The sequence below is a fragment of the Flammeovirga sp. SubArs3 genome, assembly GCF_947387565.1.
GTDB classification, from domain to species: Bacteria; Bacteroidota; Bacteroidia; order Cytophagales; family Flammeovirgaceae; genus Flammeovirga; species Flammeovirga agarivorans.
Genome location: NZ_CANDOA010000005.1, coordinates 19,705 through 33,655 on the forward strand (window position 1 = coordinate 19,705; position 13,951 = coordinate 33,655).

Here is a 13,951-nt window from a genome sequence, read left to right on the forward strand (position 1 = left end):
ACATATTATATTACTCTTAAAATAACATCATTATGAAAACTCTATTCTCAGCAACGCTATTGTCTCTTTTTGTACTGTTATCATCCTTTAATACAGTTTCTGCAGAAGAGGCACCGGCAGAAGAAAAAATGTCTTTACTGATCAAAATGGTTAATTCAGCAGATAAAAATGATTGGCAGACATTAAATAAAGCAGCCATGTTTTGTATTAATTGGAATGCAGATTTAGAATTAGCAAAACAATGGATTGAAGCCTCTATCCAGATATCAGATAATCCAGAAGCTTACGAACTTATGGGTGATTATTACCTAAGAACAGGAAATTTAAGAAAGGCTTATGGCTATTATCTAACATCATTAGAGAAAGGTTTATTCTCATTAAATAGAGAAGACTTGATTAGAATCCAAAGAAAAAACGTTACGTTCGGAAGAATGTTAATGGATTAATAAGTTCTAGATATATATGAGCCCAGGAATTGAAAAGTTTCTGGGCTTTTTTGTGTTTACAAGCTTCAGGGAAATTAATCGGCTAATTTAGAGGGCTCTTTTTTACAGGAAAGGAAGAAGATAGAATTTTTTCTGAAAGGCATTGTTTATTGAGTTAGGTTGGATGTATACTTTTTGAAACCTCTAATCTTGATCAACGATGAAGCTTATATGTACTCTTTTATTTATGACGATAGCCTTGAATAGTTTGGGTAATGATCATAAAAGAAAAAGTAAATCTCCTAATATTCTTATTATCGTTTCTGATGATCAGGGATGGGCTGATGTTGGCTTTCATGGTTCTGATATCCCTACACCCAATTTGGATGCCTTAGCAAAAAATGGAATTACTTTTTCTCAAGGCTATGTCAGTCACCCATACTGCAGTCCAAGTAGAGCCGGTTTGTTAAGTGGAAGGTACCAACAGAAATTTGGGCATGAGAATAATATACCTTACGTTAACCCAACAGAGAAGGACGGTTTACCTTTAGATGAACAACTTCTTTCAGAATTTTTACAAGAAAATGGATATCAAACATGTGCAATTGGGAAGTGGCATTTAGGAGATCATCCTCGATTTTGGCCCAATAATAGAGGTTTTAACCATTGGTTTGGCTTCTATGGTGGTCATTCTGATTATTGGGGAAATTATAAGAATAATGATCCAATCCATGGTATTTTGAAAGATGGTAAACCTGTAAACAAAGAAGAACTCACTTACCTGACCGATGATTTTAGTACAGCAGCAATCAATTATATAGAAGCATATACAAAAAGTGATTCCCCATTTTTTATGTATTTGGCTTATAACGCACCACATGCACCAATACAGGCACCGAAGAAATATCTGAACAAAGTAAGTCACATCGAAGATGGTGAAAGAGCAGCTTATGCCTCATTAGTAGTAGGGATGGATATAGGTATTGGTAAAATCGTTCAAAAGTTAAAAGAAGAAAATGTATATGAAAATACAATTATTATCTTCTTAAGTGATAATGGCCCACATATTATGGGAGCAAGTGGGTATCCATTCAGAGGACATAAAGGTATGTTGTTTGAAGCCGGTATAAGAGTTCCTTTTATTATTTCTTGGCCTGATCAATTACCAAGTGACACAACGTATGATGCACCGATCTCTTCATTAGATCTTTTTCCAACAGTCGCATCCGCTGCAAAATTGAAAGTAAGAAAGAAAGTAGATGGGGTGGACTTATTACCATTTCTTACTGAAAAACAGAATGGGGATCCACATAAGACTTTGTATTGGAGGTATTCTGATGGAGCAGGATACGCCATACGACACAAGAATTATAAGTTGATTTACTCAGGGTATAAAGAGAAACATTTCCTATTTGATTTAGACAAAGATCCTTATGAGTCGAACGATTTATTTGATAGTGAAAAACAGGTCGCTCAACAATTATCACAAATGTATAAGGATTGGAATGGAGAAACAGTTCCTGCCAAATGGCAAGACCCTCATGCTGAAAATGTATTGAAAGAAGAGAAGAAAAGGCAATACTTTATTGACAAGGCATCTAAAGGTGAAAAACAAAATCAAGATAGTTAGTGGGGGCATATCAACGATAAATTAGGGGGTGAAACTTCATACTTTAGAAATTGGTTGATGTATACCACTATATCGTTGTAAGTTGTGATCGGTATAAATGAATGAACTATTTACAAACATGGCAAAAACTTACTTATTAATACTTGTAGCGTTGAGTATTCTATCTTCTTGTTCATCAGAGAAGCAAGAGAAGAAACCAAATATCTTATACATCATGTCGGATGATCATACTTCGCAAGCCATTGGAGCATATGAGAGTAGACTTAGTGTATTAAACCCTACACCGACAATTGACCAATTAGCGAAAGAAGGAGTATTGTTTCAAAACGCTTTTTGTACCAACTCAATCTGTACACCATCAAGAGCTACGATTTTAACAGGACAATATTCTCAGACCAATGGAGTATTGGATTTAAGTGGAAAATTATCTCCAGAAAATCAGTATTTACCTCAAGAAATGAGAAAAGCTGGTTACGAAACAGCTATGATTGGTAAATGGCATTTAGTTGAAGAACCTGCTGCTTTTGATTACTATAAAGTATTACCTGTACAAGGAAAATATTTAAATCCTGTATTTAGAGAAAGGGGACATAAACAGTGGCCCAAAAATACGTCGAAATATAAGGGACATTCTTCTGATAGAATTACTGATATATCATTAGAATGGTTAAGAAATAGAGAAGATAAATCGAAACCATTTTTCTTAATGCACCATTTTAAGGCTCCTCATGATTTCTTTGAATACGCACCAAGATATGAGGAGTATTTAAAGGATGTTGAAATTCCTGAACCTAAAAGCTTATATGACAATAAAAATAATGGATCTATAGCAACAAAAGGAAAAGACAATGCACTTATCCATAAAATTGGATCATCGATATCTCAACGTAATACAGGTAGAGATATGGGAAAGGATTTGAAGATAGATCAGTCTTTAACAGGAAATGCCTATACACACGCTTCTTATCAAGAGTACCTAAAACGTTATTTGAGATGTGTAAAAGGAGTTGATGATAATATTAAGCGTTTATTGAATTACTTGGAAACCACAGGTGAGTTAGAAAATACGATCATTGTTTATACTAGTGATCAAGGAATGATGCTTGGAGAACATGATTATCAAGACAAACGTTGGATGTATGAAGAATCGATGAGAATGCCATTTATTGTACGTTACCCTAAGAAGTTCCAAAAAGGCATTAAATCTGATGCGATTATCAATAATACCGACTTCGCACCAACACTTATCGACCTTGCTCAGAGTAATATTCCTGAGAAAATGCATGGAAAGTCTTTCGCATCTATTTTAGAAACAGGAAATGAACCGACTGATTGGCGAAAGTCAACCTACTATAGATATTGGATGCATATGGCTCATAAACATGCCAACCCTGCTCACTTTGGTGTTAGAACAAAACAATATAAACTCATCTTTTTCTATGGAAAACATTATGACCCAAAAAACCATGAAGGTGAATGGGGAGGTGACTATAATTTTGAAACACCTGTGGCATGGGAATTATATGATTTAAAAAATGATCCTCATGAACTAAATAATGTTTATGGTCAGGAGGAATATGCAGAAGTCGTTAAATCATTAAAGTCAGAATTGATCCATTTAAGAGAAGAGTTTGATGAAACGGATGCTAATTATCCGATTCTTGCAGAGGTAATTGAAGAAAATTTAAAATCATAATAGCGAAATAGTGATATAATCATAGTTAGATATAATAAGTATATTATTAAAGAGGTACCAAATTGGGACCTCTTTTTTTATTTCCTTTTAATTACTACTAACACTGTTAATTATACCTAGTACCTTTTTCTCCTATATATTTTTACTTACATTGCGATACTAGTAATGTCTATAAACAAATATTTTTTAAACGATCTATCATAAGTTTCTTAATATCAATTTATTAATCAATTAGTAATTACTGTTTATTTTAAAGCTCTATTCTTTTGTTATATAAAATGAAAGATAAGAGAAAAGCTAGATGTGATACAATACCTACCTTTAGGATAGATTTTAACAGGATGGAAGACACCAGCATTTTAAACTTTTTACTGGGAGAGTACATCAACAAAGTATGACTTTTTAATAACAACCGAAATGAAGATTCAAAAGAAATTAATAGTAGCGGCTTCAGTTTTTGTGGCAACATCATTCAATGTATTAGCACAAGAAGCAACAACAGGAGAAATTGCAGCAGCAGAAGTAGAGGTAATGAAAGGTAAGAAAGTATACCTAAAGTCAACAGGTACTGTAGGGGCAACTTCTTCTTATTGGAAAATTAATCAAGATAAAGCTGTTAGTAATGAGAAACTATCAATGAAAGGTGTTGAATATAAGAAAGGTCTTGGTGTTCACGCGCCATCAAAGCTTATTTATGAAGTACCCTCAAAAGCAGAATTTTTCTATGTAGTTCCGGGAGCGGATGATGCTCATCAGGGTAAAATAAAGATGAATATCTTAGTTGATGGTAAAGAAGTATTTACTACAGGAAACATTAAAAGTAAGTCAGATAAATATATGCCTAAGATGGTAGCCATTGATGTAAAAGGGGCAACCAGCTTAGAATTAGTAGTAGATCAACTAGAAGATAATGGTGGAGATCATGCAGATTGGGCGGAAGCGTTTTTCGTTGAAGGTAAGAAAGAAAATGCTCCAAAGGATGTAGAATACGCTAAAGCGTTTAAGCAATCGTTAGAAGATGATGAGTTGCCTGGTGCAAAAGTATATTTAACTAAAGAAAAAGCTTCTTTGGTAGATTCTTTCTGGAAAGTAATGAACGATGAAGGTATTGAAGGAGGTAAAATCAGTATCTCAGGAAAAAAATATAACCACGGTTTGGGTGTACATGCACCTTCAAAACTAGTATTCCCTATTGAATCAAATTATAAGACTTTTGCTGTAATACCTGGCGCTAATGATTCAAATGGAGGTCTTATTAGAATGAGAATTTTAGTAGACAACAAAGAAGTATTTAATAGCGGACCTATCAGAAGTCAAAAGCAGAAACCTGAGTTATTACAAATCGATGTTCAAGGAAAGAAAGAAATTACGTTAATTGTGGATGAAGAAGATGGTGACAAAGGTGGAGACCATGCAAGTTGGGCAGGTGCATATTTCATGATCGATGGCGATACAAAATAAGTAAGGAATTTTTCACTTTAGATATTATAGAAAGCCTACACCCAGAGTAGGCTTTTTTTATAAAAATAGCCTTATCAGGGCTAAAAACATGATACATTAATTATCAGCAAAGCTTTGAAATATTTAAACCTATCAAGTTTTAGTATTCAATATACCTTTACCTAACACACAATACGTACAATCGAAAATTACTTGAAATGAAAGAACTGATAATAAAATATTTGACTACTCTTTTATTGATATGTGGACTATTCCTACAATCAAATGCTCAACAATCTGCCTCAGATGTTTGGAAAGACTACGATCCAAGAGCTGAAGATCTTAATATAGAGGTGATCAAAAAATGGGAGAACAATTACGGTACTATTGAATACGTTCGATACAGTGTTGGAAAGTTAGAAGGAACTAATCGTTCAGCTAACCCAATTATGGCAGCTTATTTTGGCTATCCTAAAGAGGCTAAAAATGTACCGGGTATTGTTCATATCCACGGTGGTGGACAAAAGGCTGAAAAGTCGAGAGTAGAAACTTGGATGAAAATGGGTTATGCTTGCATCAGTATTAACTGGGGAGAAAAGCCTTTTGAAAACGGTTTACCTAATACTGAGTGGGACGGTTTGGCTGTTGGTTTCTTAGGAAAAGCAGAAGGACTTGGTTTTGAAAACAAAGTAATGCCAAGAGAACATACTTTGTACAAAGAGGAAAATCCATTTAATAGTAGTTGGGTGCCGATTTCGATTTCAGCAAGAAGAGCGATTACATTCTTAGAGGAAAGAGAGGAGGTAGATCCAAATAGAATTGGTGTAGAAGGTCACTCAATGGGTGGTTTTGCTACAGTAATGACGGCCACTGATGATAGAATTAAAGCTGTTGCACCATCGGTTGGTGGTTCTGGATATTTAATGAATGATATGTGGGGCTTACCGAAAAGTAAAAGACACATGAGAGAAGACCAAGGGTTAGCGTTGTACCAAAAAACAATTGCTTCTCATGCTTATTGGCCTCTGATTAAAACACCGATTTTGTTTTTGGGAGCAACGAATGATTTCAACTCTCCAACGGAGAATATCATTAAATCAATGTCTCTTTTACCAGAGGGTACGGAGAATATGTTGGTACTTACGCCTCATTTAAATCATAGGTTTACGGAAGAAACCAATGCTGCTCGTTTCCTTTGGATGGATGCACATGTAAAGGGTGATTTCAAATTCCCGAAAACATCATCTTCAGAATTAAAATTAAAGACAAAGAAAGGTGTTCCTGTATTTACAGTTGAAGTAGATAAATCAACAGGTTTACCAATAGAAAAAGTAGAGATTTTTTATGGATATAGCAGAGACCCTAGAAACCGTTTCTTCCATACTGCAGCCAATGTTACTGAAAAGAAAGGGAAGTATTCGGCGGAGTGTCCTGTGTTTGATGTAGACGAACCATTATTTGCTTTTGCGAATATCACTTATAAAATAGAACGTACGATTCCTTCTTACCCTGGAAAAGAGGAAACAAACTTTTTTACGATCAGTTCAGAATATCAAATTGCTTATCCTGATGCTTTGAAAACAGCAAAAGTAAAAGCAACAGAAAGAAGACATGCAGTAATTGATGATTTCTCTGATGATATGCAAGATTGGTATACGTTATTCAGACATAATTATCGCCATTGGTTCTTTGGAACTCGTAAGTTAATGGATCCTTGTTTTATGGGACCTGAAGGTGGAAAATTGCAAATTCAATTGGAAACAACTGAAGCAAATAATAAGGTGGCTATTGGTATTGAAACCAACACTTGGCAAAACTACACAGGTAGAAGAAAAGAGAATTTTTATGTAGTAGTGAATCTGCCTGAGAAAGGGTTAAATACGATTACGTTAACGGCTGAAGATTTCAGAACAAACGGAAAGAAACCATTGAAAGATTGGGATGAAATCACAGAATTAACGATTTGCCCAGCTTCAAATATTCATAACTCTATGAAGGTAGAGCAGAAGTGGGAAGGAGACACTCCAACAATGAAATCTATGAAATGGATTGGTGGAGACTATTCAAAATGGAGAAGAATCTATCCTCATGAAAAACGAGGAGACGCATCTGTTCAAAAGACGATTAGCTTTGACAATGAATTCCAAGATGCCATTAATAAATCGGTATCCAATGAAGATTTAGATCAACAACTGAAATAATAAATAGAACAAATAGGCTAAGTATATTTTCTATATTTAGCCTATTATCATCAACTATCTGAACTCCAACAATGAAACTTTTCATATACAATTTATTCCTTTTATCTCTTCTGATAAGCAATGCATTTGCTCAGAAATCAGAGAAGCCTAATGTATTATTAATCTATTGTGATGACTTGGGCCCAGGCGTTTTAGGAAGTTATGGTCAGAAGCTTATCGCAACACCTAACATTGATAAGTTGGCCAAAGAAGGTATGCTTTTTACGAGTGCTTATGGATCGAATGTTTGTTCTCCAGCGAGAGCTTCAATGTTGACAGGTTTACACAATGGTCATGCTCCAAGACATACTCCGGGAGGTTTACAAAATGAACTGTCAATTGGAGCCATAGATCAGACTACTTTTGATAAAAAGGTAACAATCAAAAGCAATCAAGGACATTATTATATAGGGCAGATGGCTCAAAGTGCAGGTTACAGTACAGCATATATTGGTAAGTTGGGCTTTGGTTATTCAGATACTAAAGAAATGATTGATAGCTATGGTTTCGACTATCATGTGGGTTTGTATGATGCAGTAATGTGCTGGAGCTTTTACCCTCCTTATTACAGATTAAATGGGGAAACAATACCATTACCTAACAACCCGAAGTTAACCAAAAGAGAACCTAATTGTCCATTGGTTGGAGAAGAAAATATGACGTATGTAGAGGATGTTTGGGTAGAACATGCCTTGAAATATATGGAAGAGAAGAAAGACGAACCTTTCTTTATGATCTATGCTACTCAGTTACCACATGGCCCAGCTTCTATTGCACCAAAAGATTTTAAATACAAAGGTCATGAGGGATGGACCAAAAAAGAACAGGTATTTGCTTCGATGATTTATAAACTAGATCAGTCGGTGGGGAAGTTATTGGATAAGCTAGATGAACTAAACCTTTCAGACAATACCGTAGTGATTTTTACGGGAGATAACGGTCATGAACCTCAATCTTATGTGAATATGAATCCGAATGCTAAGGATCCTGATATCGTTTATGATTACAGCTCAAATACTTTTGATCAAAGTAAAGTGAAGAAGGAAAAGAAAAAGGAGTATTGGAATGGGCATCATCAAGGAGAAGATATTTTTGAGGGGACTCAGGGAAGAAGAGGAATCAAAAGACATAACCATGAAGGTGGAATTAATATACCTTATATCGCTAAATGGCCTAATCATATTAAATCTGGAAAAGAAAGCGATTTTATCATCACTGATTATGATATTATGCCTACTGTAGCAGATTTGATGGGTATTGATCTTGAAGTGACAGATGGCATTTCTTATCTTCCTACTTTACTTGGAAAAGGCAAGCAGAAATCACATGATTTTATATTTTTCAAATGTACTACTGGTGTGTCTCAGGATGTGATTATTAAGGACGGTTGGAAGCTGATCAATGAAAGAGACGTAGAAAAAAGTGATTTCGAAACACAACAAAAAGTTTACAAATGGGCACTTTATCATTTAGATAAGGATCCTTATGAAAAGAAAGATTTAGCAGCTAAATATCCCGAAAAAGTAAAGGAATTGAAGGCGTTGATTCAACAACAAAACCAACCACTTTCAAGGGCGAATTAATCGTCTGACTAGACTACAATTTTTTGATCTATTGATGGAATGACAATGAAAAAAATAAAATACCTATTCACTTTATTGGCTTGCCTATTTGTCCATTTAAGTTGGGCACAAAACAAACCAAATATTGTCTTGATTAATGTAGACGATATGGGATGGAAAGATGTGAGCTATATGGGTTCAAAGTTCTATGAAACACCCAATATCGATGATTTGGCATCACAAGGTATCATCTTTATGAACGGTTATGCGGCTTCTGCAAATTGTGCCCCAAGTAGAGCTTGTTTAATGTCGGGACAATGGACACCCAGACATGGAGTGTATACAGTAGGCCCATCAAACAGAGGAAAAGTAGAAGACAGAAAACTAATTCCAACAGAAAATACATGGTATCTATCCAAAGATTTTGAAATCATTCCTCAGGTTTTACAAAAGAATGGCTATACAACTTGTCATGCTGGTAAATGGCATGTAGATGATGATCCTACAGGTTTTGGTTTCGATTACAACTTTGGTGGCGGTAAAAATGGACACCCAATAAGTTATTATCCTCCTTATAAAAATGTAAAAAGTTTAGAAGAGGAAGGCGATATGTATTTGACAGACCTTTTAACGAAGAAGTCAATTGGTTTTATTGAAGAAGCCGAAAAACCATTCTTCTTGTATTTTTCTACTTATGCGATTCACACACCTATCAACCCTGTAAGATCACTTATTCCAAAGTACAGAGCCAAAGAAAAAGATGGAGGACATAAGAATGTCAATTATGCAACGATGATTGAAAACCTTGATAGAAATATAGGTTTGTTGATAGAGAGTTTGAAAGAAAAGGGAGTGTATGAAAATACATTGATCATTTTCACATCAGACAATGGTGGTTTGCATGGAATCACTGATCAAAAACCACTTAGAGCAGGTAAAGGTAGTTACTATGAAGGAGGAATTAGAGAGCCTTTCTTCTTCGTATGGCCGAATAAATTGAAGAAGCCAAGAACGTCAGATGTTCAAATCACAAACATGGATATCTACCCAACAATCTTAGCTGCTGCAGGTATTAAAGATCACCAAGGAAATCTTGACGGTGATGACTTATTGCCTGTTTTGAAATCAAAAAATAAGAAATTAGAACGTACACTTTTCTGGCATTTCCCTATCTATTTACAAGCTTATGTGATGAAAGGATTTGTACCTGAACACAGAGATCCATTGTTTAGAACTAGACCAGGATCAGCGATGAGAAAAGGCAATTGGAAGCTGCATTATTATTTCGAAGACAAGGGCGTTGAGTTATATGATTTGGCCAGTGACTTAGGAGAGCAGAATAATATTGCTAGTCAGCACCCAGAAGTTGTTAAAGAATTAATGGCAGAACTAGAGCAATGGTGGAAAGAGACAAATGCACCAATTCCAACGGAGTTGAATCCAAAATATCAGCCACAGAGTAAGTAATTCACTAAGTGTAAGAGACACTTATAGTCATCATTAGTAAATGAAAAATCCTTTAACTCATCAACTTAGAATGTATGAGTTAAAGGATTTTTTATGGAGTAGAATTGAGTAATCTAACCTAAAGAATAATTAGTATTTCTAATTTATCTGAACAGCATTTTTGTCCTTCGAAATATCATAATTGTTATTTTTAGTAGGCATAATAGCTCCTGTCTTTTCTCTCCATTCATGTAGCTTTTGTTTCATTTTAGCCGTCAATTCAGGATGCTCTTTGCTGATATTTTTTGTTTCTCCGATATCATTTTTAAGGTCAAATAATTCATAAGACATATCTTCAAAGCGTTCAACCAATTTATAATCACCCATTCTAATTGCACCGGCAGGACCCATACTATTTATATGATGGTAATGTGGATAATGGAAATATATAGCTTCTCTATCTAGTTTTGACTTGTTGTTTTTTAATAGTGGTTTCAAGCTAATACCATCTAGGTGCTGTTCAATCTGCTGATCACTTCCAATCATATCTAAAATCGTAGGGTAGAAATCAGTCGAAATAACAGGTTCTTCACAAATTTTCCCTTCTTTTATTTTTTTCGGCCAATGTATAAGAAGAGGTTCACGAATACCTCCTTCATATACCCAACCTTTACCTGCCTTTAGTGGTAAATTAGAGGTTGGAGCATTTGCACTACTACTCGTAGATAAACCTCCGTTATCTGAGGTGAAAATAATGATCGTATTTTCTGCTAATCCTTCTTCTTTTAAAGTTTTAAGTAGTCGACCGATATTCTCGTCCATACTTTCTACCATAGCAGAATAGGTAGGGTTATTTTGTTGTTTTCGTTGATAGGAGTTAAATATTTTCTCACCATCACTGTGCTTTTGAATGCCCTTTTCTTTTGCTTTCACTCTGTATTTTTCTTCCTTTTCCTTTTTCCCTTCTATAGGTGTATGTACGGTATAATACCATAAATTAAGAAAGAAAGGTTGAGTTCTGTCTTCTTTTATCACCTTTATGGCTTCATCTGTTAAGCGATCAGTAAGGTATTCTCCAGGTAGGCCATCTTCTAATCCAGGAACATTTGACCATTTATGTTGAGGATGTTGATATGGGAAGAAGTAAGAACCAGGTTGTCCTCCATTATGTCCTGCAATATTAACATCAAAACCATGTGCTTCAGGAAAGTGTTCTTTCTCTTTTTCATTATGACTTTGCAAGTGCCATTTCCCAATATGAGCAGTAAAATAACCTTCATTCTTTAGTGACTCTGCTAAAGTAAGTTCTGTTGTCGGTAAACTGCCAATCGGTTGAGGTGCCACTAATTTATAGGCAGCTCCCTTTGGCCCATCAATACCACTATGGTTCGTCATTTGAATTCTACTTGGGTATTTCCCCGTCATTATACTTGCCCTTGTAGGCGTACAGACAGGGTTGGCGGCATAGGCATTGGTAAACATCATTGACCTTTCGGCAAGCTGATCTAAATTTGGTGTTTCATAAAAAGTACTGCCATAACAACCAAGATCTTTATATCCTAAATCATCTACTAAAATAAAGATGATATTAGGTTTGGGTTTGTCTTTAGCTTCCACATGATTGCATAAAAAGAGTGAAATCAGAGGGATGCAGATTAAATCAGAGAATCTAATTTTATAGCTCATTTCTAATTATAAGTTTATCAAAAAATCAATTCATTTCAATGCCTTCAAAGTACTTATTACCAATCTGATTCTTTGCCTTATATATTTCATTACCTTGCTAAAATATAATCTACAGTAATTTTTTTTTGGTAAATACTGTTCATCTTTTCTTATAGGCATTCAATTATCTTCTTCTTCTATGATGAAACAAATTAATGATAGGAGAGGACAAATAAGTTAAACTACAAATACCCAATTTTAAACATCAATAAATAACGTCTACTTATTCAAATAGTATGGAATCGAAATTTTTTAAGGCAAGTCTTACAATATTACTTGCATGTTTTTTGGCGATGAATGTTTCTGCACAAACTTTAAAAGTTGCAGAGATTTTTACCAACGATATGGTAATTCAAGCAGACAAAGAAATTAGAGTCTGGGGAAAAGCCGATCCTAAATCTAAGGTTGATGTTTTATTAGGTAAATCTAAAGTTTCTGTAGAAACAGATAATGAAGGGAAGTGGAAAGCGATTCTACCTAAAATGAAATATGGAGGACCTTATCAGTTAATGGTTAGAAGTAAAGAAACAATCACTCTAAATAACGTAATGGTGGGTGAAGTTTGGTTCTGTGCTGGACAATCAAATATGCGTTGGCATGTAAGAGGCTCTAAAAATAAGAAAGAAGAAATTGCTGCTGCCAACCATCCAAATATTCGATTCTTTACAGTTCCTGAATCGGGGATTGATACGCCTCAGGAAAATTTTAAAACTAAAGTAAAATGGGAAGTTTGTACGCCAGAAAGTGTAGATGATAAATCAGCAGTTGGTTACTTTTTTGGAAAAAAATTACAGGAAGAACTAAAGGGTGTGACTATTGGACTGATCGATATTTCTTATGGAGGTTCAAGTATCAGTACGTTTATGGATGCTGAAACAATTAAAAATTCAAAGGCTCCAGAGGGTATTGCAAACAGAAACAAAGGTTTTTTAGCTGCATATGAAAGAAGAATGGAAGAATGGAGAAAGGATACTAGCAAAAAGGAACCCTATTACCCAGAAAATTGCTTAGGATCTTTTTGTTACAACTATATGTATCATCCTTTAGTACCGTATTCTGTTAGAGGCACAATTTGGTACCAAGGAGAGACCAATGCAGGAGAGCCTGATCCCTACGTAGTTTGGTTTGGTGAATATGTCAATATGATGAGAGATCGATTTGAGAATGAAGACATGCCTGTTTATTTTGTACAATTGGCAGGTTTTTTAGGCCGTAAAGGGGCTGAAATGAAATATCCATCTTGGGCAAAGTTTAGATTGGCACAAGCAGAATGTCTGAAACTGGAAAATACTGGTATGGCAACCGCTTATGATATTGGAGAAGATTACGATATCCACCCTAAAAATAAGCAAGATGTAGGACTACGATTATCTCTATTGGCACTTAAAAATACTTATGGTAAAAAAGTCGTAGCTGAAGGTCCATCATATAAAAAATTCAAAATTGATGGAGATAAAGTGGTTATAGAATTTTCTAACGTAGCAAAAAAACTAGTAGCTTCAACAGGGAAAGAAACGATTCATGGGTTTATGTATGAAACTTCTCCTGGAGTTTACGAAGATGTAGAAGCAAAAATCATTAGTAAAAATAAAATTGAAGTGCCCTATAAAGAAGCTACGTTATACTTCTCTTATAAAAACTACGACATTATAGAATTGTATAATAGTGAGAATTTGCCTGTGTATCCATTTAAGGTATCTATCCATTCAACGATGTAAACTAGATCAATTATTGGAGGTAGCAGTGTACTGTCATTTATCATCAAATAGCTTCTATGGTATTGAAAA

General features: G+C 34.9%; 9 protein-coding genes. 8 read left to right on the forward strand and 1 reads right to left on the reverse strand.

Annotation, left to right across the window (positions count from 1 at the left end):
- Positions 1–32 precede the first annotated feature (32 nt).
- The 7 genes from QL232_RS15395 (at position 33) to QL232_RS15425 (ending at position 10,460) form a co-directional block, all read left to right on the forward strand.
- Positions 33–446, forward strand: a complete 414-nt coding sequence (locus tag QL232_RS15395) for a hypothetical protein (protein ID WP_168884012.1) — start codon at positions 33–35, stop codon at positions 444–446.
- Positions 447–645: 199 nt separating this feature from the next.
- Positions 646–2,055, forward strand: a complete 1,410-nt coding sequence (locus QL232_RS15400; RefSeq protein ID WP_281614747.1) for a sulfatase-like hydrolase/transferase — start codon at positions 646–648, stop codon at positions 2,053–2,055.
- 118 nt (positions 2,056–2,173) lie between these two features.
- The gene (locus tag QL232_RS15405) at positions 2,174–3,751 is read left to right on the forward strand and encodes a sulfatase (protein WP_281614748.1); all 1,578 of its coding nucleotides are present in this window, start codon (positions 2,174–2,176) and stop codon (positions 3,749–3,751) included.
- Between the two features lie 417 nt (positions 3,752–4,168).
- Entirely contained in the window at positions 4,169–5,212 is a 1,044-nt protein-coding gene (locus tag QL232_RS15410; protein ID WP_281614749.1) for an NPCBM/NEW2 domain-containing protein, read from the forward strand.
- 197 nt (positions 5,213–5,409) lie between these two features.
- On the forward strand, positions 5,410–7,392 hold the full coding sequence (locus QL232_RS15415; protein ID WP_281614750.1) for a prolyl oligopeptidase family serine peptidase: 1,983 nt from the start codon (positions 5,410–5,412) through the stop codon (positions 7,390–7,392).
- Positions 7,393–7,463: 71 nt separating this feature from the next.
- Complete coding sequence (locus QL232_RS15420; protein ID WP_281614751.1) at positions 7,464–9,014, forward strand: sulfatase-like hydrolase/transferase; 1,551 nt, start codon at positions 7,464–7,466, stop codon at positions 9,012–9,014.
- Between the two features lie 45 nt (positions 9,015–9,059).
- Positions 9,060–10,460 carry a sulfatase gene (locus QL232_RS15425; RefSeq protein ID WP_281614752.1) on the forward strand — a complete coding sequence of 467 codons (1,401 nt, stop codon included), beginning with the start codon at positions 9,060–9,062 and terminating at the stop codon, positions 10,458–10,460.
- A 138-nt stretch (positions 10,461–10,598) separates the two neighbouring features.
- On the opposite strand, the gene QL232_RS15430 is transcribed toward QL232_RS15425, so the two are convergent.
- Entirely contained in the window at positions 10,599–12,125 is a 1,527-nt protein-coding gene (locus tag QL232_RS15430; protein ID WP_281614753.1) for a sulfatase, read from the reverse strand.
- 275 nt (positions 12,126–12,400) lie between these two features.
- Between QL232_RS15430 and QL232_RS15435 the strand changes: the two genes are divergently transcribed.
- Complete coding sequence (locus tag QL232_RS15435) at positions 12,401–13,882, forward strand: sialate O-acetylesterase (RefSeq protein WP_281614754.1); 1,482 nt, start codon at positions 12,401–12,403, stop codon at positions 13,880–13,882.
- Positions 13,883–13,951: the final 69 nt, after the last annotated feature.

Excerpts from the sequence above, each read along its gene's own strand:
- QL232_RS15395 (WP_168884012.1), top strand. The coding sequence starts at position 33 with ATGAAAACTCTATTCTCAGCAACGCTATTGTCTCTTTTTGTACTGTTA.
- QL232_RS15400 (WP_281614747.1), top strand. The coding sequence starts at position 646 with ATGAAGCTTATATGTACTCTTTTATTTATGACGATAGCCTTGAATAGT.
- QL232_RS15405 (WP_281614748.1), top strand. The coding sequence starts at position 2,174 with ATGGCAAAAACTTACTTATTAATACTTGTAGCGTTGAGTATTCTATCT.
- QL232_RS15410 (WP_281614749.1), top strand. The coding sequence starts at position 4,169 with ATGAAGATTCAAAAGAAATTAATAGTAGCGGCTTCAGTTTTTGTGGCA.
- QL232_RS15415 (WP_281614750.1), top strand. The coding sequence starts at position 5,410 with ATGAAAGAACTGATAATAAAATATTTGACTACTCTTTTATTGATATGT.
- QL232_RS15420 (WP_281614751.1), top strand. The coding sequence starts at position 7,464 with ATGAAACTTTTCATATACAATTTATTCCTTTTATCTCTTCTGATAAGC.
- QL232_RS15425 (WP_281614752.1), top strand. The coding sequence starts at position 9,060 with ATGAAAAAAATAAAATACCTATTCACTTTATTGGCTTGCCTATTTGTC.
- QL232_RS15430 (WP_281614753.1), bottom strand. The coding sequence starts at position 12,125 with ATGAGCTATAAAATTAGATTCTCTGATTTAATCTGCATCCCTCTGATT.
- QL232_RS15435 (WP_281614754.1), top strand. The coding sequence starts at position 12,401 with ATGGAATCGAAATTTTTTAAGGCAAGTCTTACAATATTACTTGCATGT.